Origin of the sequence: Acidocella sp. MX-AZ02, from assembly GCF_000306035.1 — a bacterium.
GTDB classification, from domain to species: domain Bacteria; phylum Pseudomonadota; class Alphaproteobacteria; order Acetobacterales; family Acetobacteraceae; genus Acidocella; species Acidocella facilis.
In genome coordinates, this window is record NZ_JH976207.1 from 963,842 (window position 1) to 990,341 (window position 26,500).

Genomic DNA, 26,500 nt, shown 5'->3' on the forward strand with positions numbered 1-26,500 from the left:
TTTGGCCCGGGGCGCGTGAGCGTTTCGGGCTAGATTTTTTCGGGCAGGGTTTTGACCCAGTTTATCAGGGCTTTGCGGGCGGCGGCGGCGTCGCGGCCGACTTTGATCAGGCCTGGAATTTGCCGGGGCTGGCGCAGGATGGAGCGGGCCAGGGCCATGCCGTCCAACTTGCCATCGGCCTTCAGCGCGACCAAAGCGGCAGGCGGCAGATCGCGCTCCGCCGGATCGGCCACGGCGCGCAGCACCGCGAATGGCAGTTCCCGCTCCTTGGCCACCTCCGCCACCGCGCCGGATTCCAGATCCACCGCCGCAACGTGATAACGCTGGCTGAGCAACTGCTTTTCCTCGGCGCTGGTGACGATTTTGTGCCAGCCGAGAATCGGGCCGGCGAGCGGGCCGCCGAGGAACTCCAGCAGCCGGTAATCGCAAGGGAAGGTGAGCAGGCCGGCCTGAATCGCGGAGGGCACCAGGATGCGGCCGGGCTTGAGGCCCTTTTGCAGCCCGCCGGCCAGGCCGAAACTGAGCAGCCCCAGCACGCCTTGTTCATCCACCAGCGCCTCAGCGGCCTTGCGCGCGCCAAGCGGCGTGCCGCCGCCAATCATCACCGTGAATCCCGCATCGCGGAGCCATTGAGCTTCCGCCTGCAGGCCCGTCACGATGCCGATTTTGGCACGGTCCATTCAGAATTCCGAAATATGCCGCATTGAGATCCGCTTGGTGAGCCCGGTGGGGGTCGAACCCACGGCCGTCCGATTAAAAGTCGGATGCTCTACCACTGAGCTACAGGCTCTTACCAAGGTCCCGTGGGGCGGCGCCGCACGGTGAGGCGCAAAAACCATTTTTCGCCGTATGAAGTCAACCCATTGCCGGGCGAAAACGGCGCGCCTCGATGAAAGGCGCGCCGCGTTGGCTCAGGCCGCCTTCAGGCTCTTAATGTCGATGCAGAAGCGGTATTTCACGTCCGATTTCAGCATCCGCTCATAGGCTTCGTTGATCTGCTGGATATTGATCATCTCCACATCCGCGGTGATGTTGTGCTTGCCGCAGAAATCCAGCATCTCCTGGGTTTCCTTGATGCCGCCGATCATCGAGCCGGCGAAGCTGCGCCGGCGCATCAGCAGCGGGAACACCGAGATCGGCAGCGGATGCTCGGGCGCGCCCACCTGCACCATGGTCGCGTCACGCTTCAGCAGCCCGAAGAAGGGGCTGAGATCATGGCTGGCGGAAACGGTGTCGATGATCAGATCGAAGCTCTCGGCATGTTCGGCCATCTGCGCCTCATCCTTGGAGAGGATGACCAGGCTCGCCCCCAGGCGCTTGGCATCCGCAACCTTGCTGGCGGAGGTGGTGAACAGCGCGGTTTCAGCCCCCATCGCATGGGCCAGCTTCACACCCATATGGCCGAGCCCGCCGAGGCCGATGATGCCGACCTTCTTGCCCGGCCCGGCACCCCAATGGCGCAGCGGCGAATAGAGGGTGATGCCGGCGCAAAGCAGCGGCGCGGCGGCGGCCGGGTCGAGATTTTCCGGGATGCGCAGGACGAAATTCTCATCCACCACGATCTTGTCCGAATAGCCGCCCTTGGAGGGCTCGTTGATCACCTTGTCGGTGCCGCCATAGGTCTGGCCGGTCAGGCCCTCGGCGCAATATTGCTCCAGCCCTTCCTGGCAGGAGGGGCAGGTGCGGCAGCTATTGACCATGCAGCCGACGCCAACGCGCTCGCCGACTTTATATTTGGTGACACCCGGGCCAACACTCTTCACCCGGCCGACGATCTCGTGGCCCGGCACGGCGGGGTACTGGGTGAAATGCCATTCATCGCGGGCGAAATGGATGTCCGAATGGCAGACACCGCAATATTCAATTTCGATTTCGATATCATTCTGGCCGACATCGCGGCGATTGAAGGTGAGGGGGGCCAGCGCCTCAGTGGGGCTGGCGGCGCCGTAACCGGTGCAAATAAGCATATGAATCTCCCGGGGTTAAAAATCCGAGAGGATATGGCCCCGGGAAAACCCGATTCAACCAATGCGCCGGGCGACGCGTTCAGTTTCTTTTTAAGAAATCTTTGTTCTTATAAGTTGACGGCACCAAAACCCTTGGATAACCTGTGCGCAGCGGAAAGGAGCAGGTTGCGCAGATGTGTGGGATTGCCGGATTATTTCTGAAGAACTCAGCCTTGGAGCCGCAGCTGGGCGCGCTGATGAGCCATATGCTGAATGTGCTGACCGAGCGCGGGCCTGACTCCGCCGGGTTTGCGATTTATGGCGCGGCGGCGCCGGGCCAGGTGAAATTCACCCTGCGCGCGCCGGCCGGGTTTGACATGGCCGGATTCGCGGCTCGCTTCGGCGCCAGCCTGGCGGTGCATGACGACCATGCGGTGCTGAGCCTGGCCCAGGAGAAAGCGGCCGAACTCCGCAACGCCTTGGCGAAGATGCCGGAGATTATCGTGGTCTCCGTCGGCAATCGCATCGAGCTGTTCAAGGGCATCGGCCTGCCGGAAGAGGTCGGCGCGCGCTTCGGGCTGGCCGGCATGGCCGGCAGCCATGCGGTCGGCCATACGCGCATGGCGACCGAATCGGCGGTGACCACGGAAGGCGCGCATCCTTTCTCCACCGGGGCGGATCAATGCCTGGTGCATAATGGCTCGCTCTCCAACCATAATGATGTGCGCCGCCGGCTGATGCGCGAAGGCATCAATTTCGCCACCCAGAATGATACCGAGGTGGCGGCGGGCTATCTCTCCTACAAATTGCGCGAAGGTGCCAAGCTGGATGCAGCGCTGACGCAGGCGCTGGAAGATCTCGACGGGTTCTATAATTTTGTCGTCGGCACCGAGACCGGCTTTGGTGTGCTGCGCGATCCGGTTTCCTGCAAGCCGGCGGTGATGGCGGAGACGGATGATTATGTCGCCTTCGCCTCGGAATATCGCGCGCTGGCGGATCTGCCGGGCATCGAGGCGGCGCATCTGTTCGAGCCGGAACCGGGACGCGTCTATTTCTGGGAGCGCGCGGCATGAGCGCGGCGTTGGAAAAAACCATGGAAGATACGATTACGTTTGATCTCGCCGCGGCCCCGCTGCGGGAGCTGAATGAGAAGCTGCAAACCTTGCCCGGCGGCACCAACCAGACCGCCTGGAGGATCGTCAACCCGCGCGGCGCGCATGCGCTGGCGGTGGGCATCACCACCCCGGTACAGGTGCTGATCGACGGCCATGCCGGCTATTATGCGGCGGGGATGAATGATGGCGCCGCCATCACCATCAATGGCAATGCCGCCACCGGGGTTGCGGAAAACATGATGTCTGGCCGCGTGCATGTGAAAGGCGATGCCAGCCAGTCGGCCGGCGCCACCGCGCATGGCGGCTTGCTGATCATCGACGGCAATGCCTCGGCGCGCTGCGGGATTTCGATGAAGGGCATCGATATCGTGGTGAAAGGCAATGTCGGCCATATGAGCGCCTTCATGGCGCAGAGCGGCAATCTGGTGGTCTGCGGCGATGCCGGGGATGCGCTGGGGGATTCGCTGTATGAGGCGCGGCTGTTCGTGAAGGGCAGCGTGAAGAGCCTGGGTGCGGATTGCGAGAAGAAACAGATGGGTGCGGAAGATGCCGCCATTCTCAGCGATCTTCTGCAACGCGCCGGTGTGGCGGCGAAGCCGGAGGAATTCACCCTCTATGGCTCGGCGCGCACGCTGTATCATTTCCACGTCGATAATGCCGGGGCGTACTGACCATGAACGACACGCCGATCTCTCATATTCCGCAGACCAAGCCTCGCTTTTCCGCGACCTTCGATCCGCATACCATCGCCGAGATCCAGCGCGCCGCCGCCACCGGCATCTATGATATTCGCGGCGGCGGCACCAAGCGCAAGCTGCCGCATTTCGATGATCTGCTGTTCCTCGGCGCCTCGATGTCGCGCTATCCGCTGGAAGGCTATCGCGAGAAATGCGGCACGGAAGTCGTGCTCGGCACGCGCTTTGCCAAAAAGCCGATTCATCTGAAAACCCCGGTGACGATTGCCGGCATGTCCTTCGGCGCGCTCTCGGGCAATGCCAAGGAGGCGCTGGGGCGTGGCGCTACCGCGGTGGGCACCTCCACCACCACCGGCGATGGCGGCATGACGCCGGAGGAGCGCGGCCATTCGCAGACCTTGGTCTATCAATATCTGCCCTCGCGCTACGGCATGAATCTCGCTGATCTGCGCAAGGCGGATGCGATCGAGGTGGTGGTGGGCCAGGGCGCGAAGCCGGGCGGTGGCGGCATGTTGCTGGGACAGAAGATCTCCCCGCGCGTGGCGAAGATGCGCAATCTGCCGGAAGGGATCGACCAGCGCTCCGCCTGCCGGCATCCGGACTGGACCGGGCCGGATGACCTGGAGATCAAGATCCTGGAGCTGCGCGAGCTGACCAATTGGGAGAAGCCGATCTATGTGAAGGTCGGCGCCTCGCGGCCTTATTACGACATCGCGCTGGCGGTGAAGGCCGGGGCCGATGTGGTGGTGCTGGATGGCATGCAGGGCGGCACCGCGGCCACACAGGAAGTGTTCATCGAGCAGGTCGGCATTCCCATCCTCGCCGCCATTCGCCCGGCGGTGCAGGCGCTGCAGGATCTGGGCATGCACCGCCAGGTGCAGCTGATCGTCTCCGGCGGCATCCGCACCGGGGCGGATGTGGCCAAGGCGATCGCGCTCGGCGCGGATGCGGTGGCGATCGGCACCGCGGCCTTGGTGGCGCTGGGCGACAATTCGCCGGAATTCGAGGACGAATATCGCAAGCTCGGCACCACCGCCGGGGCCTATGATGACTGGCATGAAGGGCGCGACCCGGCCGGCATCACCACCCAGGACCCGGCGCTGGCGGCGCGGCTGGACCCGGTGAAGGCCGGGCGGCGGCTGGCGAATTACCTCTCGGTGCTGACCCTGGAGGCGCAGACCATCGCGCGGGCCTGCGGCAAGAGCCATCTGCATAATCTGGAGCCCGAGGATCTGGTGGCGCTGACGCTGGAGGCCGCCGCCATGGCGCAGGTGCCGCTGGCGGGGACGAGCTGGATCCCGGGGAAGGGGTTCTGATGAAGGTTCGGGGTGTTGGCGACGAAATCGCCACCGCCCCGAACGTTTTCGCCGCTTTTTTGAAAAAAAGCGGCCCCAAAAAACTTTTGCGATAATTTCTAAAAATACCCGACAAAAACCGGGACAAAAGTCACACAGCTTGCTCCACCAGACACAACACCAAGCAAGGGACGACGATGGCGATCAAGCTTGCCGAAAAGGCGAAAGAACTCGGCCTCAAATATTTTCTGATTTCCTACACGGATCTGTTCGGCAGCCAGCGCGCCAAGCTGGTGCCGGCCTCCGCCATCGCGGGCATGCAGAAGAACGGCGCCGGGTTCGCGGGCTTTGCCACCTGGCTCGATATGTCGCCGGCGGATTCCGACATGTTCGCCCTGCCGGACCCGGAAACCCTGACCGTGCTGCCCTGGAAGAGGGAAGTCGGCTGGCTGGCCTCCGACATCTATATGGACGGGCAGAAGGTGGAGCAGGGGCCGCGCAACGTGCTCAAGCGCGTCATCGCCCAGGCGGACAAGGCCGGGTTCCTGATGAAAAGCGGGGTGGAGTGCGAGTTCTTTCTCACCACGCCGGATGGCCAGGCGATTTCGGACGCGCTCGATACCGGCAGCAAGCCCTGTTACGACGCCGGCGCGCTGCTGCGCCGCTATGACGTGATCACCGAGATCTGCGATGCGATGCAGGAGCTCGGCTGGGAGGCCTACCAGAACGACCATGAGGACGCGAACGGCCAGTTCGAGATGAACTGGCATTATGACGAGGCGCTGCTGACCGCCGACCGGCATGTGTTCTTCAAATTCATGGCCAAATCCATCGCCGAGAAGCATGGGTTGCGCGCCACCTTCATGCCCAAGCCCTTCCTGGGCCTCACCGGCTCGGGCTGCCACAGCCATGTCTCGCTGTGGAAGGGCAAGGAGAATCTGTTTGAGGATGAGACGGGCGAGCTGGGTGTCTCGCAGCTCGGCTATCATTTCATTGGCGGCGTGATCCAGCATGCGGACGCGCTGGCGGCGATCACCAACCCGACGGTGAACAGCTATAAGCGCATCAACGCGCCGCGGACAATTTCCGGGGCCACCTGGGCGCCGAACACCGTGACCTATGCCGGCAATAACCGCACCCATATGATCCGCATCCCCGAGCCTGGGCGCTTTGAGATGCGGCTGGCGGATGGGGCGGTGAACCCGTATCTGCTGCAGGCTTCGATCCTGGCGGCGGGGCTGGATGGCATCGCCAAACAGACCGATCCGGGCAAGCGGCTGGATATCAACATGTACACGGACGGCCATCTGGTGAAGGACGCCAAGAAACTGCCGCTGAACCTGCTGGACGCGCTGCGCGCGCTGGAGGCGAATGACACGCTGAAGGCAACGTTGGGCGAGGGTTTCGTCTCTGCCTACACCAAGCTCAAGCATGGCGAGTGGAACGCCTACGCGGCGCATCTCTCGGACTGGGAGCGCCAGGCGACGCTGGATTGCTGATCAACCCGCCGGGGCAAGCCGCAGCAGCGTGCCATTATGGTCCTCGGTGATCAGCACGCTGCCATCCGGCAGCTCCGCGAGTGAAACGGGGCTGCCCATCGGCGCCTGGCTGGGCGTGCCGGCCCAGCCCCAGATCACCTGCCAGGGCTGGCCTTCCGGCAGGCCCTGGGCGTTCAGCGTCATCGCCATCAGCCGGTGCCCTTGCGCGCGATAGCCGTGATAAGGGATCAGCAGCGTATCTTTCAGCGCCGGAATCGCGACGCCGCGATAGACCAGCAGCCCCAGAGGGGCGGCGTGCGGCGCGAGCAGGACGCTGGGTGCGGTCATTTTCGCGCAATCGAAGCGCGGATATTCCGGGCTGGGGCGGTTCGCGTCGAAGCAATAGGGCCAGCCATAATCCGCGCCGGGCGTGATGATATCCAGCGTGTCGCGCGGTTCGGTCTCGTCGGAGAGATTCGGGTCGGCCAGGTTGATGAAATCCCGCGCATTGACCGCCGCCGCCAGCTTGCCGTCCGGCAGGATCGCCAGCCCCATGGAATTGCGCAGGCCGTTGGCGAGGATCTGCGCGTCCTGGAACCGCAAGACCTTGCCGGGCTGGGGCATGATGCGCGCGATGCTCGCACGCGGCGGGGTGGCGGCGGTTTTCGGGCAGGGTTTCGCGGGGTTGGGCGGGGTTTTGCCCGGCCCTTCGCAATTATTCGTGGCCGAGCCTATATTGATGTCCAGCGCGCCGTCCGGCTCGGCCACCAGGGCGGTCAGCGGATGGCGGCCGGTATCGGGCAGGCCGGTGATCACATCCTCCAGCGTCGCCTTGCCGCCCGAAAGCCGCAGCCGGGCAACGCGCCCGAGCAGCCCGAGATAGATCGTGCCATCCGGGGCAACCGCGATGCCGTTCGGCTCGTCCAGCCCGGTGAGCAGGGTTTGCGGCGGTGCCGTGCCGTCATCGGCGAAACGCAGCAGCGCGCCGCGCCCCTTCACCCAGCCGCCCATCTCCACGACATAGACATCATGCCCAACCACGGCGAGGCCGCGCGGAAAGTGCAACCCCTTGGCCACCAGCCCGACGCAGGTGCCGGGCAGGCTGGCGAGATCAAGGCGCGCAAAGCCGGCGCAGCTGCCCTGGGGGTGATAAGGGGGCGCCGCCAGCGCGCGCAACGGCAGGCAGAGCAGGAGCAGACTAAGAAGCCGGTTCATGGCGTTCCTTTCACGCAAATTTCGCAGAGCTTCGTTGAAATATGGCTCTTGTCAGGGGCGAGGTGTCGGCCAATTGTCAGGCATGCTTACACGTCTTTCCACCGATACGCCGCATTTTTCAGCGTTGCTGACGCTCAATAACGAACACGCGCAGGAGCTTTCGGCGGCGGATGAAGCCCGCTTCGCCTTGCTGCTGGAGCGGGCTTTTTACGCCGCCTCGATCAATGACAGCGAGGCCCTGCTGATCGCCTTCGATCAGGACGCGGATTATGATTCACCGAATTTCCTCTGGTTCAAGCAACGGTTTTTGAAATTCGTCTATATCGACCGGGTGGTGACCGCAAAGGCGGCGCGCGGCCGGGGCCATGGGGTGGCGCTGTATGATGCACTGTTCCAGCAGGCGCGTCTGGCCGGCCATACGATCGCGGTGTGCGAGGTGAATGAGGACCCGCCGAATCCGGCCTCGGACGCGTTCCACGCCCGTTTCGGGTTTTCACTGGCCGGCCAGGCCAAGCTGCCCAACGGCAAAGCCGTCAGATATTTCGTAAAAACGCTTTGAGGTCAGCGGAGCGCAATATGCGTTTGAGTTGACGCGCGTGCGTCAAGATAAACCCATGAAATTGCTCGCCAAAACATGAGTAGAGCGCGTGGGTGTAAACCCATCTCGCTCGAGCGCCGCGGACCTGTTCAGGGCTGTCCCGGATTCCGTCTCAATACGCACCAAGCGGGTCCGGGGCGGTAAAATGTCTACAGCAGCACGCTTTCCACCAGATTGCGCCCATTCTCCTTGGCCTGACGCATCGCCTTGTCGGCGGCGCTGATCAGCAGCGCGGGGGAAGGGGAGACGGTCTTCGCCGCCGCCACGCCGATGCTCACTGTGATCGGCATGTCCATCCCCGGCACGCTGTGGCGCGCCACCGCCTCGCGGATGCGCTCCGCCACCAGCTTGGAATCGATGATGCCGGCGCGCAGCAGCACCAGGAAGGTGCCCGCGCCATAGCGGCCGATCACATCCACCTCGCGCACGCTCTGGCGCAGCCGCGCGGCGACCTCGAACAGCACGGTATCGCCCGCCTGGGTGCCGTATGTCTCGTTGATCTGGTTCAGATGATCGATATCCACCAGCAACAGGCTGAGCGGCGAGCCCCGGCTGGCGGCCGCACATTCCAGATGCGCCAGATCCATGATCACGTTGCGCTTCCACATCTGCGTCAAGCCGTCGATCGAATCGCGCCGGGCCAGCGGGTCCTGGGATTTGATCAGCGATTCCTGGAAAGACCCCTGCATCACCCGGGTCAGCTCGCGTTCGACGATCACCGCCAGATCGCGCAGCGTGTCCAGCCCGGCGCGGCTGGGGCGGCGCGGCAGCGTATCCATCACGCAGAGCGCGCCAACGCAGGAGCGCGCCCCGGCATGAATCGGCTGGCCGGCATAAAAGCGCACATTCGGGTTGCCAGTGACCAGCGGATTTTGGGCGAAGCGCTCATCCTGCGTGGTATCGGGGATGATAAGCGGATGATGCGCCTCGATCGCATGGCCGCAGAAGGACAGCGCGCGCGGAATTTCCGCCATCGGCATGCCGACGCTGGATTTCAGCCATTGCTTGTCGCCGGCGATGAAGCTGATCGTGGCGATCGGTGCCTGCAGCACCCGCGCCGTCAGCCGGGTGATCCGGTCAAACCGCTCCTCGGCCGGGGTGTAGAGCAGATTGAGGGCGTTGAGATCCTTCAGGCGCTGCGATTCGGCCAGGCTGAGATACCCGCCCTCAGGCGTCAGCAAGCTGGACGTCGTCGTCTGTTGGTTCGTCCACATGCGAAGTCTCTCATCGTCCAGAACGGCGTTAACACAGCGTTAAATTGTATCGTTTCCGAACGGCTTTCAAGGACCAACTCGTTTGCTCTGGCGTTTTTTTGGCCTGATAAAACCGGCATCACGCGGATGTGAATGTAGTTTGCACGCGGAAGTTTTCAGTGCGCGATGCGATGTCCACCGGATGGCGGCGCGGCGGGCGCGCCGACATCTTATGTCGTGGTTGCGGTAAAAATTGAGCGCAGCCGCCGTGCCGCCTCAAAACCGAGACGGGCGGGAGGCGCGCCTGATATTAACGGTAGGTTAATTGCCTTTCATCAAACCAGAGCTCGCCTCAGGCGCTGGCTTCATCCAGCGCCGCGATGCTGTCCTTATCCAGCTCAAGCGCCGCGGCGCGGATCAGCGATTGCATCTGGCTCAGGCTGGTGGCGCTGGCAATCGGCGCGGTGATGCCGGATTTCTCCCGGCACCAGGCAATCGCCACCTCGGAAGGCGCCGCGCCAATCCGCTGCGCCTGCGCCAGCAACGCCGCGATCACCGCCTTGCCCTTTGCCGTCGCCAGATATTTTTTCGCGCTCTCCCCGCGCCGGCCGACGCAATCCGCCTCGCTCTTGTACTTGCCGCTGAGAAAGCCAGCGGCCAGGGCGAAGTAATTGATCGCCCCCACCTCCTCGGCGATGCAGAGCGATTGCAGCTCAGCCTCGAAGGCCGGGCGCTCCATCAGATTATAGAGCGGCTGCAGGCTTTCATAACGCGGCAGGTTGTTCGCCTTGGCCACATCCAGCGCCGCTTTCAAGCGCGGCGCGGTGTAGTTGGAGGCGCCGATCGCCTTCACCTTGCCCTGCTTGATCAGTTCGGCGAAGGCTCCCAGCGTCTCCTCCAGCGGCGTTTCCGGATCATCCTGATGCGCCTGGTAGAGATCGATATAATCGGTCTGCAACCGGGTCAGCGACGCCTCGACGGCGGCGAAGATCCGCGCCTTGGACAGGCTGGCCGGATGATGGCCCATCGCCATGCCGACCTTGGTGAGGATTTTCACCTGGGAGCGGTTTTTGCGCTCCTTCATCCAGGCGCCGATGATCGCCTCGCTCTCCCCACCTTCATGCCCCTCGACCCAGGTGGAATACATATCCGCCGTGTCGATCGCATTCAGCCCGCCCTCCAGCGCGGCATCCAGCAGATCGAGCGAGGTTTTGATATCCGCGGTCCAGCCGAAGACATTGCCGCCCAGAACCACGGGCGGCAGCGCCAGGCCGGAGCGGCCGAGCATTTTGGTGGGAAGCGCCATCAATCAGAATCCTTCCAGCACGATCTTGCCCATCGTCATCCCCGATTCCAGGGCGGCATGGGCGCGGATCAGGTTTATCGCGTTGATGGGGCCATAATTCTCGGTCATCGTCGTCTTCAACGTGCCGTTATCGACGAGATGCGCGATGGCCTCCAGCGTGCGGTGCTGCACGCTCATGTCATGTGTGTGCAAAAGCCCGCGTGTGAAGACATATTCGGTATGCAGCGTGGCACTTTTACGGATCAGCGGCGAAACATTCAGCTCGCCGGCATTGGATTCGATGATGCCGACCGCACCCTCCGGCGCCAGCAGCTCGACCAGCTTGTGGAAATGCTGCTTCACATGCGCGACGCAGAAAATATGGCCGGGCGGGTTGAGGCCAGCCTGCAAAATCTGCGCGCCGAGATCATGCTGGTGATTGACGATATGGTGCGCGCCCAGGCTGCGGCACCATTCCGCCGTCTCCGGGCGGGAGGCGGTGGCGATGATGGTCATGTCGGTGAGCTGCGCAGCGAGCTGAATGGCCATCGAGCCCACACCGCCGCCAGCCCCCACCACCAGCATGGTGCCGCCATGCGGCTGGTCGCGCGGGATGCGGAAGCGCTCGAACAGCATCTCCCAGGCGGTCAGCGCCGTCAGCGGCAAGGCTGCCGCCTGCGCGAAGCTCAAGCTTTTCGGCTTATGGCCGACGATGCGGTCATCGACGAGCTGGAACTCGGCATTGCTGCCCTGGCGGTCCGGCACGCCGGCATAGAATACCTCGTCGCCGACGGAGAAATTCTGCACTTCGGGGCCGATGGCGCGCACGATGCCGGCGGCGTCATAGCCCAGCACCCGCGGCTCGCCCAACGGCTCGGCCGACTGGCGGATCTTGGTATCGACCGGATTGACCGAAACCGCCTTGATCTCGACCAGCAGATCATGATGCCGGGGGACGGGCACCGGCAGATCGACATCCTGCAGCGCATCCATGGAGGTAATCGGGCGGGCATGGGTAAAGGCAACGGCTTTCATGGGACGACTTTCTCTTCAGTTGGCCTGCTAGACATTGATATCTAAGACATATCCGATGTTACATTTGAACTCATGCGCCGATGCGCAACAGCCCCGCCCCCTCGCTGGCCAGCCATGCGGTGGCGGCTTGCCTGTGCGGGGTGAGGGTTTCGGTCAGCGCCCAGAAATGCGGGCCGTGATTCATATGGCGCAGATGCGCCACCTCATGCGCCACCACATAATGCTGCACCGGCTCGGGCGCGCAGATCAGCCGCCAGCAGAAAGCCAGCGTGCCATCCGGCGCGCAGCTTCCCCAGCGTGAGCGCGTGTCCTTGATCCGCACGATCTTCGGCCGCAGCCCGGCCTCGCGGGCAATGTCCGCGGCCATCGCGGTCAAACGCTGCCGGGCCAGGCGCTTCAGGCAGTCCGCGACGCGACGCGCCAGAAACTCCGCCTCGCCGGTGACGATGATCCGCCCCTCCTCGATCCAGGCGCCGCCGCGCCCCTCCGGGCGATGCACGATCTCATGCGCCAGCCCATGCACCGGCACCAGCGCGCCTTGGGTCAGGCGCAAGGGCTGGGGCAGGGCCTCCAGCTTCTCATTCACCCATGCCTCATGCGCATGCAGCAAAGCCAGCCCGGCGCGGCGGGAGGCGCGCATCGGCAGCGTGATCACCACCCCCTGGGCCGGGTCCACCCGCAGCGAAATCCGCTTTGCCCGGGCCGAACGCTTGAAGGCCACGGCAATCAGCGCCCCCTGCACGGGCACCAGCTCCGTGGTGAGGGGCTCCTGGCTCATGCGCGCCGGCGCCGTGGCATCTGCCCCGGCCAGTCCATGATATGGTCTTCGAGCGGCCCGGCCTGGCGCTCATCCAGGCAGCGCCCGGCGACCGACGCCCCGGCCTCGATCACGCTCTGCGCCCGGCCCGAGCGCAACGGGTGCCAGGCCGGCAGATCCTTGCCCTCATGCACCAGCCGATAGGCGCAGCTCGGCGGCAGCCAGTCCATTTTCTCCAGCTTCTTCGGGGTCAGCTTCACGCAATCCGGCACCAGCGATTTGCGGTTGGCATAATCCCGGCAGCGCGCGGTATTCACATTCAACAGCCGGCAGGCGACATTGGTGAAGGCGATTTCGTCTGTATCCTCGTCGCGCAATTTATGCAGGCAGCAGCGCCCGCAGCCATCGCAAAGCGACTCCCACTCCGCCCGGCTCATCTGCGCCAAAGTTTTTTCACGCCAGAATCCCATGCCGCCAACATACAGGAGCGCGCCGCGCCGCGCCATGCCGCCCGCTTCATGACAAGTTGTGCAGGCGCGCGCGGGCCCCGTTGCGGCGGCGCGGCATCGCGTGGCAAACTCCGTCCCATGTTCAGACGCATGATGTTGGCGGGGCTTGGCAGCGCTTTGGTGTTGCCGCAAGCGGGCAGGGCGGCACAGCCTTTCCCGGAATTTCTGGCGCAGCTGCAGGCGCGCGCGCGGGCGGCGGGCATCCCTGAGCGGATCGTCATGGCCAGCACCGGCAACCTCACGCCGAACCAGGACGTGATCAAGCTCGACCATCACCAGGCCGAATTCACCCTGACCTGGGCGCAATATTCCAGCCGGGTGCTGAGCCAGACCCGCATCGCCAACGGCAAGGCGAAATACGCGCAGGTGCGCAGCCTGCTCGCCGCCATCACCAGCCGCTACGGCGTCTCCGCCGATGTGATGCTGGGGATCTGGGCGCTGGAAACGAATTTCGGCGCCAACCAGGGCGATTTCAACGTGATCGACGCACTGACCACCTTGGCCTGGGACCGCCAGAGCCATTATTTCGGCAATGAGGTGATCAAGGCGATGACCATCGTGGCGCGCGGCGATGCGCCGGTGGCCAATCTGCTCGGCTCCTATGCCGGCGCCATGGGACAGCCGCAATTCATGCCCAGCACCTATCTCACCACCGCCGTCTCCTTCTCCGGCAACCACGCGCCGGATATCTGGAATTCCGATGCCGATGCCCTGGCCTCGATGGCGAATTACCTCGCCAAGGCCGGCTGGCAGGCGGATGCGCCCTCCTCCGAGCCGGTGCTGGCCCCGGCCAGTTTCAATGCCGCGATGGCCGGGCGCGAAAACATGCAGACCATCGGCTATTGGGAAAAACTCGGCGTGCAGCGCCTGCCCGGCGCGCCGCAGCTCTCCGCCGCCACCCCGGCCGCCTTGCTGTTGCCCGATGGCGCCGGCGGCCAGGCCTTTCTGGTCTATGAGAATTTCAAGGCGATCCGCCGCTATAACCCGTCCGATTTCTATGCGCTGGCGGTCGGCGCGCTGGGGCGGATGATCCTGTCATGAGCAGCCGGCTGATCCTGGGGCTGTGCGCGTTTCTGGCCGGCTGCATGCCCAAGGCGCCGCCACCGCCCGCCCCGGGGCCGGTGACCTATACGATCGGCAACCCCTATCAGGTCGGCGGGGAATGGCGCTATCCGCGTGAATTCGGCGCCTATGACGTCACCGGGTTGGGCATCATCATCGAACATGGGGACGATCCCTACACCGCCGATAACGAGCTCTATGACCCTGACGGGCTGATGGCCGCGAGCCCGGTTCTGCCGCTGCCCAGCATCGTCACCATCACCAATCTGGTGAATGGCCGTTCGCTGCAGGTGCGGGTGAATGAGCGCGGGCCGAACGTGCCCGGGCGCGTCATCGCCGTCACCCCGCGGGTGGCCCGGCTCTTGGATTTCCCGTCCGGCGGCGTGGTCGAGGTCGAGGTGAAGCTGAACGCCCAGGCCAGTTCGGCGCTGCAGGGCGCGCTCGGCGCCGGGCCGAAGCTGCAGGCCGCCCCGGTCGCCGGCATCACCGCGCAATCGCTGGGCGCGCCAGGCAGTGCCGGGCCGATCGGGGTGGCGCATCAGCTGGTGCAGGCCAACGACAACGCCCCGCAAAATACCGGCCCGACCCTCTCCGGCCAGGTCATCCAGGCCCAGCCCGCCCCCGGCCCGCTCTTCGTGCAACTGCCCGGCTATGGAAGAGAAAGCGACGCGGCGCGGGTGATGGCCCGGCTCTACGGGATGCCGGCGCGCATCGTGCCGGTGTTCGGGGCGGACCGCACGCTCTGGGCGGTGAATATCGGGCCCTATCATTCGGTGGAGGATGCCGACCAGGCGCTGCAGCATGTGCTGAATGCCGGCATGACCGACCCTGAGATCATCGTCCGGTAAGTGGCGCAGGGTCTGTTCATCACGCTGGAGGGCGGGGAGGGGGCTGGCAAATCCACCGCCGCCCGCGGCCTCGCCGAGGCGCTGCGGGCCGAGGGGCATGAGGTGGTGCTCACCCGCGAGCCCGGCGGCACCAAGGGGGCGGAGGCGATCCGCGCGCTGCTGCTCGACCAGGACCTGCCCTTGGATGCGCTGGCCCAGACCATGCTGCATTTCGCCGCCCGCGCCGACCATGTGGCCGGGCTGATCCGCCCGGCACTGGCGCGCGGCGCCATCGTCATCTGCGACCGGTTCTATGATTCCACCATGGCCTATCAGGCCTATGGCCAGAACGTGCCCATTGCCCAGGTGCGCGCCTTGATCGAGCTGGTCGGGCTTCAGCCGGACATCACCTTTTTGCTCGCCCTCCCCGAAGCCCAGGCCCAGGCGCGGCTGGCCCAGCGCGCCGCCGCGACCGACCGCTATGAGCAGATGAACCGCGATTTCTTCGCCCGGGTGCAGGCAGGCTTTGCCGAAATCGCCGCCGCCGCGCCTGAGCGTGTCGTCACCATCGATGCCAGCCCGGCGCCGGAGGCGGTGGTTGCCACCATGCGGGCGGCACTGCGCGCCCGGACCGGACGCTGATGCCGCCCGATCCGCGCGCCAACCCGCATTTTCGCGGCCATGAGGCGGCGATCCATGCGCTGCGCTCGGCGGTCACCGCCGGGCGGCTGCATCATGGCTGGCTCTTCGCCGGCCCGCCCGGCATCGGCAAGGCGACCCTGGCTTATCGCTTCGGCCGCTGGCTGCTGGCGGCCGGGCAGAGCGAGGATCTCTCCATCCCCGAATCCTCCGGCCCGTTCCGGCGCATCGCCGCCGGCACCCATCCGGATTTCTTCACCGTCGAGCGGCGGATCAACGCCAAGACCGAGAAGCTGCAAGGCGAAATCGTCATCGCCACGATCCAGGAGGCCAGCGCCTTCATGCGCTTGACCCCCGCCGAGGGCGGCTGGCGCGTGGTGCTGGTGGATGGCGCGGAGGATATGAACAGCAACGCCGCCAACGCGCTGCTGAAGCTGCTGGAGGAGCCGCCGCCGCGCTCAATCCTGCTGCTGACCAGCGCTGCACCCGGAAGGCTACTCCCCACCATCCGCAGCCGCTGCCGGGTGCTGCCAATGTCGCCGCTGCCGGATGCGGTGATGCGCGCCTTGCTGGCCGATTACGCCCCGGACGCCGATGCGGCCCGGCTGATCGAGCTGGCGGAAGGGAGCATCGGCAATGCGCTGAACCTGGCGGAGGGCGGCGGTGTCGCCGTCGCCGCCTTGGTGGACGAGGCGCTGGACGCGCCTGTCGCCCCCGCCCGCGCCCAGGCGATGGCCGACAGCGTCGCCCGCAGCGTGGAGGGGACCGACAAGTTCGAGCTGTTCTTCTCCCTGCTGCGTACCCGCCTGGCGGCGCGCACCCGTGCCGCCGCCCGCGCCGGGACGGGCAACCTCTCCCATAACGTCACGCTTTGGCAGGATTTTGGAAAACTGGAGCGTGAGGTGTTAGGACTGAACCTGGATAAGCGCGCCGCCATCCTCGTGGCGCTGGAACAGTTGCATAGGTCATGAGCAAGACATTTTATATCACCACGCCGATCTACTACGTGAACGGCGCGCCGCATCTCGGCCATGCTTACACCTCCACCGCCGCCGACGTGCTGGCCCGCTGGCACCGCCTCGCCGGCGATGAGGTGTTTTTCCTCACCGGCACCGATGAGCATGGCCAGAAGGTGGAAGCCGCCGCCCGTAATGCCGGCATCGCCCCGCAGGAGTTTACCGACCGCGTCTCGGCCGATTTCCGCGACATGGCGCAGGCGATGAACATCTCCAACGATGATTTCATCCGCACCACCGAGCCGCGCCACAAGGCCGCCTGCCAGGCGATCTGGACCAAGCTGCAGGAAAACGGCTTCATCTATCTCGGCGCCTATGAAGGCTGGTACGCGGTGCGCGACGAAGCTTTCTACGACGAGGGCGAAACCGCGCTGAAGCCGGACGGCACACGCTACGCGCTCGCCTCCGGTGCTGCGGTGGAATGGGTGGTGGAGCCCAGCTATTTCTTCAAGCTGAGCGCCTTCCAGGACAGGCTCTTGGCGTTCTATGAGGAAAATCCAGGATTCATCGCGCCCGCCGCGAAGCGCAACGAAATCCTCTCCTTCGTGCGCGGCGGGCTGAATGATCTCTCCATCTCCCGCACCTCCTTCTCCTGGGGCGTGAAGGTGCCCGGCGATGAAAAGCATGTGATGTATGTCTGGCTGGATGCGCTGGTGAATTATCTCACCGCAATCGGCTATCCTGAGATGTCCGGCCCGCGCGCGAAATTCTGGCCCGCCAGCCTGCATCTGGTCGGCAAGGAGATCATCCGCTTCCACGCCGTCTATTGGCCGGCTTTCCTGATGGGCGCCGGGCTGGAGCTGCCGAAGAAGGTGTTCTCGCATGGCTGGTGGACGGTCGAGGGCGAGAAAATGTCGAAATCGCTCGGCAATTTCATCGATGTGCGGCCGCTGGTGCAGGAATACGGTCTGGACCAGATCCGCTATTTCATTCTGCGCGAGGTGCCGTTCGGCAATGATGGGGATTTCTCCAAGGAGTCTCTGCATCGCCGGATCAATTCGGACCTCGCCAACGGCATCGGCAATCTCTCCCAGCGCACGCTCTCCTTCATCGGCAAGAATGCCGGCGCGGTGGTGCCGCCGAAAGGCACGCTGACCGAGGCGGATGAAGCGCTGCTCGCCGAAGCCGCCGCGCTGCCGGCCAAGCTGCATGCCGCGATGGACAAGCTCGCCTTCCATGAAGCGCTTGATGAAATCTGGCGCCTGATCCGCGCCGCCGATGGCTATATCGACGCCCAGGCCCCCTGGAGCCTGCGCAAGACCGATCTCGATCGCATGAACAGCGTGCTCTACACGCTCTGCGTGGTGCTGCGCACGCTGGGCGTGGTGCTGCAACCCTTCATGCCGGAGACGATGGCCAAGCTGCTGGATTATCTGGGTCTGGACGAAGCCCGTTCGCTGGCCGTGCTGGACACTGCGCTGGTGGAAGGCACAGCGCTGCCGACGCCGACCGGCCTGTTCCCGCGCGTGGGTGTGTGATGCTCGTCGATTCCCACTGCCATCTCGATTATTTCAACCAGCCCGGCGAACAGGCGGAGGTGATCGCCCGCGCCGTCGCCGCCGGGGTCAGCGAGATGGTCAGCATCGGCGTGACGCTGGCGCAAAGCCGCGAGATCCTCGCCATCGCCGAGGCGCATGAAAATGTCTGGGCCTGTGTCGGCGTGCATCCCAATCACGCCGCCGATGTGCTGCCGGTGGTGGAGCCGGAGGTGCTGGCCAAGCTGGCCGAACATCCGAAAGTCATCGGCATCGGCGAATCCGGCCTGGATTATTTCTACGACAAGGCGCCGAAGGACGTACAGGAACAGAATTTCCGCGCCAATATCCGCGCCGCCCGCTTGGCCGGCATGCCGATCTGCATCCATGCCCGCGACGCCGATGAGGATATCGCCAGGATTCTTCGTGAGGAAAGGGAAGGGGGGCATTTCGAGTTCCTGTTGCATTGCTTCTCCTCCTCACGCTGGCTGGCCGAGCAGGCGATGGAACTCGGCGGCTATTTCTCCTTCTCCGGCATCATCACCTTCCCGAAAGGCGAGGCTGTCCGCGAGGTCGCGGCGATGGTCCCGGCGGATCGCATCCTTGTGGAGACCGACAGCCCCTACCTCGCCCCCGCCCCATATCGCGGCAAGCGCAATGAACCCGCCTACACCGCCTACACTGCGGCGAAACTGGCGCAGGTGAGGGGGCTTTCGGAAACGGATTTGGCGGCGCTGACCACGCGCAATTTCCGCACCCTCTTCCCGAAAGCGGCTTCATGAAAATCACCCTGCTGGGCAGCGGCGGCTCGGCGGGGCTGCCGCAAATCGGCGGGCCGGACGGGCGAGGCGATTGGGGCCAGGCGGACCCGGCCGAACCCCGCAACCGCCGCACCCGCCCCAGCATCGTCATCGAAACCGATACTGGCCTGCGCATCCTCGTCGATACCGGGCCGGATCTGCGCGAACAGCTCCTCAACTGCGCCATCCCGAAAATCGATGCGGTGATCTACACCCATGACCATGCCGACCATGTCGCCGGGCTGGATGATGTGCGCATCCTCAACCGCATCCTGGAAGCGCCGATGCCGGCCTACGCCATCGCCTCGGTCTGGGAGCAGCTGCGCGCGCGCTTCTCCTACGCGTTCAGGGAGTGGAAAGGCGGCTTCTTCGGCCGCCCGGCCTTTTTCACCCATGACATCGTCGAAGGCACGCCCTTCGAACTTTTCGGCCTGTCGATTTTGCCCATCGACCAGGATCACGGCTATTCGCGCTCGCTTGGCCTGCGCATCGGCGATTTCGCCTATTGCACGGATGTGGTGCGCTTCGAGCCGGCGCAGATGGAGGCCTTGCAAGGGGTGAAAACCCTGGTGGTGGATTGCTTCACCCCGGACAATAACCATCCCACCCATGCCGGGCTTGGCACCGTGCAAGGCTGGGTGCAGGCGCTGAAAATCGAGCGCACCATCCTCACCCATATGGGCCCTGCGATGGATTACGCGAAACTGCGCCGCACGCTGCCGGACTGCATCGAGCCCGGCTATGACGGCATGGAATTTCACGCCTAGAGCATCAAGCTTTTAGCTTGACGCTCCAGGCTTTGTTTTGGCGAGCAATTTCATGTGTTTAGGTTGACGCTGTCGCGTCGACCTAAACACATATTGCTCTAAAAAACCGGAGCCATCGCTGGCCCCGGCTTCCCCCTCGAATGCTCAGGCGGCGGCGGCGATGCCGAGCCGGCGGCGCAGCGCCATCGGCAGCTGGCGCGCGGATTTCACGCGCGCATAGCCCATTTCGGGTTTCTCCGGCGTGTCACCGAAAATCGCTTCATGCTCGGCCCAGTTATCAAAGGCCATGCGACCGACATGGTCGATGAAGGTCTCCGCCGAAACACCTTCGGCGAGGATCAGCTCATGCGCATCCACCTCGACATGATAATAGGTGAAAATCTCGCTCATCGCCTCACGGGTGATGTCGCTGCCATTCACCATCGCCCCGGCATTCACCAGCACATGATCGACCAGCAGCGCATGATCCGGCGAGATCAGCAGATCGCGCCGCGGCAGCCCGTCGCCCAGGGCGCCGGCGGCGATGCGGATGGGTTGGCTGCGCACCGGGTCCGCGAAGCGCGGCGAGACGCGGCGCGTGCCGATCCAGCGCACCGGCACCGCTTCGCCCGTATCGGTGAGCACCAGATCGCCAATCTTCAGGCTCTCAACGGCCACCTCGCCATGGGGGGTGGAAATCGCCGTGCCGGTGAGGAAACAGGCCGCCTCGATGATGGTGCCGCCGGTACCGTCGGACACCAGGTAAAGCGGGCCATTGGTGGTGCTGTAGGTGCCGTTGGTCAGCCCGGCGCCGGTGACATCGAAGGTGAAGCTGCCGCCATTATTGGCGTTGACGACGATCTGCTGCACGCCGGCCTGGCCGGAAACGGCGGAGATCGTGTAGCCGGTGACATTGGTGAAATTCAGCGCCGGATCGTCCAGCTTGTCGGTCGCGGCGACGAAGTTCTGGATCGGGCCGAAGACCGAGACCAGGCTCAGATTGAGCAGGCCGCTGCTCGCCGAGCCGAACACGGCGGTGCCGCCGCTGCTGCCGAAGCTCAGCACGGTATTCGACAGGAGCTGTGCGGAAATCAGGCTGGAGGCAATGGTGAAGGAGCCGCCATTGATGTTGACAGTCGTGGCACCCAGCGCCCCGACCGAGGAGGCCAGCGTCAGGCTGCCGCCATTGGTGTAGAGATTGAGAGTGTTGGCGACGTCGACATTGTTGTTGACCGTCACCGACGAGCCGGCGGCGGAGTAGATGTTGAAGGTGTCCAGCAGGCCGATCAGGTTGAACGTCGTCGTGGAGTTGGTATCCGCCGCCGCGGTCACCGGGAGGATAACCCCAGTCAAGTCAAAAGTGCCTGTACCGTAATTCGCCATCTTTTTTCTCCCCAAACTGGTTTTACGGCTCCAGGTCAGCTCTCTAACGAGGCGCACATCCAGGACGGCTTCAAAACATAACCGTGACAAAGACGCGATTAGATAACTAACATTTACCCGCCGTGAATCGATCAATATATCGATCCCGAAGCATATTCGGCCTACATTTGCGGGCGGATCAAGATAATTGTCCTAAATAAAAGTTTATGAAATGGTAGGGTTTGTTGCCATAGATGAAGTAAAACAGGCGATCTATTCGTCATCAATGCGGCGCTTTGGGTTTCAGGGCGGTAATAACCCCCGCCTTTGAGGGCGGGGCGGGCGAAGTGGTTCGTGGAAAAACAAATTTAAAGCCACGGATCTGGTTAGATTTATATGTTAACAAAAGCCGCAAAAAATCTTTAAAAACTTCGATATATTAACGAATAACTCCAGCACGCGGCGAGGATTAAGTCGAGGACAAAGACAGCTGGGAGGCCTATGGCGGCCATGGGGGGTGCGCGCGCCGCGCCGGTTGTTCAGCGTTCAGTGATGATCCTCACACGCCCCGCCAGCCCGCCGTAACGCCGCCGGCATGCTTACTTTCCATAATATAGATTCTGCGTTTTGCTGAGGCGTGAAAAAGGCGGCCGAAGCCGCCTTCCTTCAGTGCCCGATTTCGACCAGCACCCGCCGCGCCGCCTGCACCGGCGCCCCTGGCGCCTCGCTCGTGGGCCGGATTTCGCCGCGCGCATGGATCCGCAGCCTGGCGCGATCCACGCCATCCGCCACCAGCTGGTCCGCCACCACCTGGGCCCGGGTTTTGGACAGATACAGATTGGCCTGCGGGTCGCCGACACTGTCCGCCGCTCCGATAACGGTGACCGGCGCATCGGGCTGCTCATTGGCGGCCTTGGCGATGGTGGCGATGGTGGTCAGCGCCGGCTGGTCGAGCGCGGCGGAGAATGGCTGGAAAAACACAGGGGTTGCCGGCGGCGGCGGGCCGACCGGCCCCTCGAGTTCGGCGCACCCGGCCAAACCGGCCAGAACGCTGAGAATCAGAAGTTTTTTCATCGAGCCCCCGTATTGCTTTACAATACATCATTTCAGGAGCCGGGCCAAAAAATCAACTGGCGCATTCCCTGGCGGGCTGGATTATGGTCTAAGGCGGCTCGCCATGGCGTCATTGAAACATCTGCTCGGGATCGAGGGGCTCAACCCGGCCTCCGTGACCACCCTGCTGGATCTGGCCGAAAGCTACGCGCTTTTGAACCGCTCCGGCAAAACCCAACGCGACAGCTTGCGCGGCCGCACCCTCATCAATCTGTTCTTCGAGGATAGCACCCGCACCCGCACCAGCTTCGAGCTGGCCGGCCGGCGGCTGGGGGCTGATGTGGTGAACATGTCCGTCGCCACCTCCTCCGTCACCAAGGGCGAGACGCTGCTGGATACCGCCGCCACGCTGAACGCGATGAATTGCGATCTGCTGGTGGTGCGCCATAAATCCTCCGGCGCCCCTGCCCTGCTGGCGCAGAAGGTCGGGGCCTCGGTGATCAATGCCGGGGATGGCACGCATGAGCACCCGACCCAGGCGCTGCTGGATGCGCTGACCATCCGCCGCAACAAGGGCCGGATCTCCGGCCTCACCGTCGCCATCTGCGGCGATGTGCTGAATTCCCGCGTCGCCCGCTCCAATATCCTGCTGCTGACGATGATGGGCAATTTCGTCCGCCTGGTCGGCCCGCCGACCTTGGTGCCGGGCTCGATCGGCGTGAATGGCGTGGAGATTTTCCACGACATGGAGGAAGGGCTGAAAGGTGCGGACATCGTGATGATGCTGCGCCTGCAGAAAGAGCGCATGACCGCCGGGCTGATCCCCTCAAGCCGCGAATATTTCGCCTTCTACGGGCTGGACCGCAAGAAGCTGGCCTACGCCAAGCCGGATGCGCTGGTGATGCATCCGGGCCCGATGAACCGGGGGGTGGAGATCGACAGCGAGGTGGCGGACGATGCCGCGCGCTCGCTGATCAAGGAACAGGTGGAAATGGGTGTGGCCGTCCGCATGGCGGTTCTGGAAACCTGCGCGCGGAGCAACCATTGAGCACTTTATTTCGTAAAATCCGATATTTGGATGCGTCAGCGCGGAGCCTGCATGAAGGCGAGCTGCTGGTGCAGGACGGCAAGATCGCCGATTTCGGGCCCTCTCTGGGCAACCCGGACGGCGCTGAGATCATCGAGGCAGAGGGCGCCATCCTCTGCCCCGGCCTGGTCGATCTGCGCGCCGCCATCGGCGAGCCGGGCTTTGAATATCGCGAGACCATCGCCAGCGCCGCGCAGGCCGCCGCCGCCGGTGGCATCACCTCCATCGCCGTGCTGCCAGAGACCGATCCGGTAATCGACGATCCCGCCCTGGTGCGCTTCCTGCGTTCGCGCGGAGAGGAAACCGGCAGCCTCACTCTGCTGCCCTATGGCGCCGCCACGCGCGGGCTGGAGGGCAAGGAGCTGGCCGAATACGGGCTGATGAAGGCCGCCGGCGCCGTGGCCTTTACCGACGGTTCCAAAGCCATCGCCTCCTCGCGCACCATGCGCCTGGCTTTGTTCTACGCTTCGGGCTTTGACATGCGCATCGTCCAGCATCCTGAGGATGTGGAGCTGGCTCGTGGGGCCGCCGCCACCGCCGGGCCCCGCGCCACCTGGATGGGCCTGCCCAGCGTCTATGCCGCCGCCGAGGCGATCTGCGTGGCCCGTGACATCCGTTTGGCTGAACTCACCAATGGCGCGCTGCATTTCGCGCATGTGACCACCGCCGAGGCGCTGGAGCATATCCGCCGCGCCAAGGAGAAGGGCCTGAAGATCACCTGCGACACCGCCCCGCCTTATTTCGATCTGAACGAAACCGCCATCGGCGATTACCGCACCTATGCCAAGCTGTCCCCGCCGCTGCGGGTGGAAGCCGACCGTCTGGCCGTGGTGGAAGCGCTGAAGGACGGCACCATCGACGCCATCGCCTCCGACCACCAGCCGCGCGATGCCGATGACAAGCGCCAACCCTTCGCCGAGGCCGCCCCCGGCGGATGCGGCCTGGCGACGCTGCTCAGCGTGACGCTGGCGCGGGTGCAGAATGGCGATCTCTCTCTGCCCCAGGCGCTGGCTCTGCTCACCGCCAGGCCCGCCGCCTGGCTGGGCATCGAGGCCGGGCGCATCGCCAAGGGCCTGCCCGCCGATCTCTGTCTTTTCGATCCCGAAAAATCCTGGCAGGTTCAGGCCGGTAAACTTCCGGGCAAGGCGCAGAACACGCCCTTCGATGGCCGGGCCCTGGAAGGCGTGGTGCTGGGCACCTGGAAGGCCGGGCGGAGGGTGTACGGGTGATTCTGTCTTATCTTGGCGTTGCGATTTTCGGCTATCTGATGGGCAGCGTGCCTTACGGGCTGCTGCTCACCCGGCTGGCCGGGCTGGGCGATATCCGGTCCATCGGCTCGGGCAATATCGGCGCCACCAACGTGCTGCGCACCGGCAACAAGAAGCTGGCGGCGGCGACCTTGCTGCTGGACGCGCTGAAAGGCTTCGTCGCGGTGATGGTGGTGAAGCTCGCCTGGCATCATGGCGTGCTGGTCACCGGCATCGCGGCGGTGCTGGGGCATCTGTTTCCGGTCTGGCTGCGCTTCAAGGGCGGCAAGGGGGTCGCCACCGGCTTGGGCGTGTTCTATGGCATGATCTGGCCGCTGGGCGTCATCTGCTGCGCCATCTGGCTGCTGGTCGCGTTCACGCTCCGCTATTCCTCGCTCTCCGCTCTCATCGCCTACGCCGTGGCGCCGATTGCGGCCTTGCTCCTGGACGGGCCTTTGGCGGCCGAGGCGGTGCTGATCATCTCGGCCCTGGTGTTCTGGAAGCATAAGCCCAACATCCAGCGCCTGTTGCGTGGCGAGGAGCCGCGGATCGGCGGAAAGGCAACCGCATGAAACGCGCTTTTCCCTTCGCGCTCTGGCTGCTGGCGGCGGCGCCCGCCTTGGCGATCAGTCATTTCCAGGCCGACCGCATTCATATCTTCAATGCCGGCAGCTGTGCCGCCCCCACCGGCCCGCTCTGGATCACGATCGGCACCGGCATGGCCGCCCCCGGCTTCGTCAATGTCACCGCGCCGGGGTTCGACCAGATCGGCGCGCTGGTCTCCGGCAACGGCCCTGGCCAGTCCGAGGCGGTGCTGGCCGCGCAATCCCCCGGCTGCGGCGTCATCGCCGGCTTTTACCATGAGGGTACGCCGGTCGGCGCCTGGATCGTCCCGCCCGCCAAGCTGCCGGAGCTGGTCGCCATCCTGAAGGCGAATGGCTGAGTCTGCTCTCGGGTTTTTGCGTCTGGCCCGCACCGAGAGCGTCGGGCCGATCACTTATCGCCGGCTTTTGCAGCGCTTCGATGATCCGGCGGCGGCGCTGGACGCCCTACCCGGCCTGGCGCTTGCCGGCGGCCGAGCCACCCCTTCGCGCATCCCGCCCATCGCCGAAATCGAGCGCGAAATCGCAGCGCTACGAAAAATTGGCGGCCGGTTTCTCTTTCTCGGCCAGCCCGGCTACCCGCGGGCCTTGGCGGAATTGCCGGACGCCCCCGCCGCCCTCGCCGTGCTGGGCGATGTGGCCCTGCTCAGCGATGCCGGCATCGGCATTGTCGGCGCCCGCAACGCCTCGCTGAACGGGATGCGGCTGGCGGAGCTGCTGGCGGCGGAGCTGGCGGTGCATCTGCCCATCATCTCCGGCCTGGCGCGCGGCATTGACAGCGCCGCGCATCAGGGCGCGCTGCGGGCGGGCAGAACCATCGCCGTCATCGCCGGCGGGCTGGATGTGCCCTACCCGCCCGAGAACGCCGATCTGCAACGCCGCATCGCCCAGGGCGGCGCGGTGGTGGCCGAGGCGCCGCTCGGCACCGCCCCGCTCGGCCGGCATTTTCCCAAGCGCAACCGCATCATCGCCGGGCTCTGCCAGGGGCTGGTGGTGATCGAGGCGGCGGCGCGCTCGGGCACGCTGCTCACCGCGCGCCTTGCCGCCGAGGCCGGGCGGGAGATTTTCGCCGTGCCCGGCTCGCCTTTGGACCCGCGCTCCGCCGGCGGCAATGACCTGCTGCGCCAGGGCGCGCATCTCACCGAAACCGCGCAGGATGTGCTCGCCAATCTGCGCGCCACGCCGTCCCCGGCCGGGTTCGCCGCTCCAAAGCCGCCGCCGATCATCGCCACACCGGACCCGCAGGAGCTGGCCCGCGCCCGCGCCGCCATCCCGCCATTGCTGAGCCGCGAGGGGGCCAGAGTTGACGAGATAGCCCGGCGCTGCCAACTGTCGATCCCAGCAATAAGGGCGGTGATCCTGGAATTGGAGCTGGCCGGGCGGGCGGAAAGCCTGCCGGGCGACAGGATCATCGGCCTGGAAGACCCTTAAAGACGCTGCCCTCGCAGCGGCAAGACGAATGA

General features: G+C 64.7%; 27 protein-coding genes and 1 tRNA gene. 17 read left to right on the forward strand and 11 right to left on the reverse strand.

Annotated elements, in window-relative coordinates; genetic code table 11:
- Nucleotides 1-29 precede the first annotated feature (29 nt).
- The 3 genes from MXAZACID_RS04775 to MXAZACID_RS04785 form a co-directional block, all read right to left on the reverse strand.
- The gene (locus MXAZACID_RS04775; RefSeq protein WP_008492984.1) at nt 30-680 is read right to left on the reverse strand and encodes a hypothetical protein; all 651 of its coding nucleotides are present in this window, start codon (nt 678-680) and stop codon (nt 30-32) included.
- Between the two features lie 35 nt (nt 681-715).
- A tRNA-Lys gene (locus tag MXAZACID_RS04780) sits at nt 716-790 on the reverse strand.
- A 121-nt stretch (nt 791-911) separates the two neighbouring features.
- On the reverse strand, nt 912-1,967 hold the full coding sequence (locus tag MXAZACID_RS04785) for an NAD(P)-dependent alcohol dehydrogenase (RefSeq protein WP_008492986.1): 1,056 nt from the start codon (nt 1,965-1,967) through the stop codon (nt 912-914).
- A 173-nt stretch (nt 1,968-2,140) separates the two neighbouring features.
- On the opposite strand from MXAZACID_RS04785, the gene MXAZACID_RS04790 reads away from it, so the two are divergent.
- From MXAZACID_RS04790 to glnT, 4 genes are all read left to right on the forward strand, one after another.
- Nucleotides 2,141-3,019 (forward strand): glutamine amidotransferase family protein, encoded by an 879-nt coding sequence (locus MXAZACID_RS04790; protein WP_008492987.1) that lies wholly within the window; start codon nt 2,141-2,143, stop codon nt 3,017-3,019.
- A gap of 20 nt (nt 3,020-3,039) precedes the next feature.
- The gene (locus MXAZACID_RS04795; protein WP_039884998.1) at nt 3,040-3,732 is read left to right on the forward strand and encodes a protein glxC; all 693 of its coding nucleotides are present in this window, start codon (nt 3,040-3,042) and stop codon (nt 3,730-3,732) included.
- Nucleotides 3,733-3,734: 2 nt separating this feature from the next.
- On the forward strand, nt 3,735-5,072 hold the full coding sequence (locus tag MXAZACID_RS04800) for an FMN-binding glutamate synthase family protein (RefSeq protein WP_008492990.1): 1,338 nt from the start codon (nt 3,735-3,737) through the stop codon (nt 5,070-5,072).
- Between the two features lie 176 nt (nt 5,073-5,248).
- Entirely contained in the window at nt 5,249-6,550 is a 1,302-nt protein-coding gene (glnT, locus tag MXAZACID_RS04805) for a type III glutamate--ammonia ligase (RefSeq protein WP_008492991.1), read from the forward strand.
- Here the strand turns inward: glnT and MXAZACID_RS04810 are convergent, their stop codons facing one another.
- Complete coding sequence (locus tag MXAZACID_RS04810; RefSeq protein ID WP_008492992.1) at nt 6,551-7,744, reverse strand: sorbosone dehydrogenase family protein; 1,194 nt, start codon at nt 7,742-7,744, stop codon at nt 6,551-6,553.
- A gap of 82 nt (nt 7,745-7,826) precedes the next feature.
- On the opposite strand from MXAZACID_RS04810, the gene MXAZACID_RS04815 reads away from it, so the two are divergent.
- Nucleotides 7,827-8,303 carry a GNAT family N-acetyltransferase gene (locus MXAZACID_RS04815; RefSeq protein WP_035178712.1) on the forward strand — a complete coding sequence of 159 codons (477 nt, stop codon included), beginning with the start codon at nt 7,827-7,829 and terminating at the stop codon, nt 8,301-8,303.
- Between the two features lie 188 nt (nt 8,304-8,491).
- Here the strand turns inward: MXAZACID_RS04815 and MXAZACID_RS04820 are convergent, their stop codons facing one another.
- The 5 genes from MXAZACID_RS04820 to MXAZACID_RS04840 all read right to left on the reverse strand — a co-directional run bounded on the left by MXAZACID_RS04820 (nt 8,492) and on the right by MXAZACID_RS04840 (nt 13,082).
- Entirely contained in the window at nt 8,492-9,556 is a 1,065-nt protein-coding gene (locus tag MXAZACID_RS04820) for a sensor domain-containing diguanylate cyclase (protein WP_083878475.1), read from the reverse strand.
- Between the two features lie 331 nt (nt 9,557-9,887).
- On the reverse strand, nt 9,888-10,841 hold the full coding sequence (locus tag MXAZACID_RS04825) for an aldo/keto reductase (protein ID WP_008492996.1): 954 nt from the start codon (nt 10,839-10,841) through the stop codon (nt 9,888-9,890).
- A 3-nt stretch (nt 10,842-10,844) separates the two neighbouring features.
- A complete protein-coding gene (locus MXAZACID_RS04830; protein ID WP_008492997.1) occupies nt 10,845-11,855 on the reverse strand; it encodes a zinc-binding alcohol dehydrogenase family protein in 1,011 nt (336 codons plus the stop codon).
- A gap of 70 nt (nt 11,856-11,925) precedes the next feature.
- On the reverse strand, nt 11,926-12,633 hold the full coding sequence (locus MXAZACID_RS04835) for a M48 family metallopeptidase (protein WP_008492998.1): 708 nt from the start codon (nt 12,631-12,633) through the stop codon (nt 11,926-11,928).
- Nucleotides 12,630-13,082 (reverse strand): YcgN family cysteine cluster protein, encoded by a 453-nt coding sequence (locus MXAZACID_RS04840; protein ID WP_026438712.1) that lies wholly within the window; start codon nt 13,080-13,082, stop codon nt 12,630-12,632. Before MXAZACID_RS04840 ends, MXAZACID_RS04835 begins: the two co-directional genes overlap by 4 nt.
- A 117-nt stretch (nt 13,083-13,199) precedes the next feature.
- Between MXAZACID_RS04840 and MXAZACID_RS04845 the strand changes: the two genes are divergently transcribed.
- The 7 genes from MXAZACID_RS04845 to MXAZACID_RS04875 are packed head-to-tail and all read left to right on the forward strand — an operon-like array spanning nt 13,200 to nt 19,707.
- Complete coding sequence (locus tag MXAZACID_RS04845) at nt 13,200-14,162, forward strand: lytic transglycosylase domain-containing protein (RefSeq protein WP_039884735.1); 963 nt, start codon at nt 13,200-13,202, stop codon at nt 14,160-14,162.
- Nucleotides 14,159-15,031, forward strand: a complete 873-nt coding sequence (locus MXAZACID_RS04850) for an RlpA-like double-psi beta-barrel domain-containing protein (RefSeq protein WP_008493001.1) — start codon at nt 14,159-14,161, stop codon at nt 15,029-15,031. The genes MXAZACID_RS04845 and MXAZACID_RS04850 overlap by 4 nt, the downstream gene beginning before the upstream one ends.
- Nucleotides 15,032-15,652 (forward strand): dTMP kinase, encoded by a 621-nt coding sequence (gene tmk / locus MXAZACID_RS04855; RefSeq protein ID WP_008493003.1) that lies wholly within the window; start codon nt 15,032-15,034, stop codon nt 15,650-15,652.
- A complete protein-coding gene (locus tag MXAZACID_RS04860; protein WP_008493004.1) occupies nt 15,652-16,620 on the forward strand; it encodes a DNA polymerase III subunit delta' in 969 nt (322 codons plus the stop codon). The genes tmk and MXAZACID_RS04860 overlap by 1 nt, the downstream gene beginning before the upstream one ends.
- A complete protein-coding gene (gene metG, locus MXAZACID_RS04865; RefSeq protein ID WP_008493005.1) occupies nt 16,617-18,143 on the forward strand; it encodes a methionine--tRNA ligase in 1,527 nt (508 codons plus the stop codon). The genes MXAZACID_RS04860 and metG overlap by 4 nt, the downstream gene beginning before the upstream one ends.
- Nucleotides 18,143-18,922 carry a TatD family hydrolase gene (locus MXAZACID_RS04870; RefSeq protein WP_008493006.1) on the forward strand — a complete coding sequence of 260 codons (780 nt, stop codon included), beginning with the start codon at nt 18,143-18,145 and terminating at the stop codon, nt 18,920-18,922. The genes metG and MXAZACID_RS04870 overlap by 1 nt, the downstream gene beginning before the upstream one ends.
- Entirely contained in the window at nt 18,919-19,707 is a 789-nt protein-coding gene (locus MXAZACID_RS04875) for an MBL fold metallo-hydrolase (protein ID WP_008493007.1), read from the forward strand. The genes MXAZACID_RS04870 and MXAZACID_RS04875 overlap by 4 nt, the downstream gene beginning before the upstream one ends.
- A 144-nt stretch (nt 19,708-19,851) precedes the next feature.
- Here MXAZACID_RS04875 and MXAZACID_RS17670 read toward each other — a convergent pair whose 3' ends face one another.
- Both MXAZACID_RS17670 and MXAZACID_RS04885 read right to left on the reverse strand, forming a co-directional pair.
- Nucleotides 19,852-21,039: a Hint domain-containing protein gene (locus MXAZACID_RS17670; RefSeq protein ID WP_168118389.1), complete on the reverse strand. Its 1,188-nt coding sequence runs from the start codon at nt 21,037-21,039 to the stop codon at nt 19,852-19,854.
- Between the two features lie 675 nt (nt 21,040-21,714).
- Complete coding sequence (locus MXAZACID_RS04885; RefSeq protein WP_008493009.1) at nt 21,715-22,122, reverse strand: OmpA family protein; 408 nt, start codon at nt 22,120-22,122, stop codon at nt 21,715-21,717.
- A gap of 103 nt (nt 22,123-22,225) precedes the next feature.
- Here MXAZACID_RS04885 and MXAZACID_RS04890 point away from each other — a divergent pair, with 103 nt between their 5' ends.
- From MXAZACID_RS04890 to dprA, 5 genes are read left to right on the forward strand one after another with little or no spacing between them, the layout of a single operon-like run.
- Entirely contained in the window at nt 22,226-23,149 is a 924-nt protein-coding gene (locus tag MXAZACID_RS04890; RefSeq protein WP_008493010.1) for an aspartate carbamoyltransferase catalytic subunit, read from the forward strand.
- Nucleotides 23,150-23,175: 26 nt separating this feature from the next.
- Nucleotides 23,176-24,417: a dihydroorotase family protein gene (locus MXAZACID_RS04895; protein WP_008493011.1), complete on the forward strand. Its 1,242-nt coding sequence runs from the start codon at nt 23,176-23,178 to the stop codon at nt 24,415-24,417.
- Nucleotides 24,414-25,007: a glycerol-3-phosphate 1-O-acyltransferase PlsY gene (gene plsY / locus MXAZACID_RS04900; protein WP_008493012.1), complete on the forward strand. Its 594-nt coding sequence runs from the start codon at nt 24,414-24,416 to the stop codon at nt 25,005-25,007. Before MXAZACID_RS04895 ends, plsY begins: the two co-directional genes overlap by 4 nt.
- The gene (locus MXAZACID_RS17675) at nt 25,004-25,378 is read left to right on the forward strand and encodes a hypothetical protein (RefSeq protein WP_008493013.1); all 375 of its coding nucleotides are present in this window, start codon (nt 25,004-25,006) and stop codon (nt 25,376-25,378) included. Before plsY ends, MXAZACID_RS17675 begins: the two co-directional genes overlap by 4 nt.
- A complete protein-coding gene (dprA, locus tag MXAZACID_RS04910; protein WP_008493014.1) occupies nt 25,371-26,468 on the forward strand; it encodes a DNA-processing protein DprA in 1,098 nt (365 codons plus the stop codon). The genes MXAZACID_RS17675 and dprA overlap by 8 nt, the downstream gene beginning before the upstream one ends.
- Nucleotides 26,469-26,500: the final 32 nt, after the last annotated feature.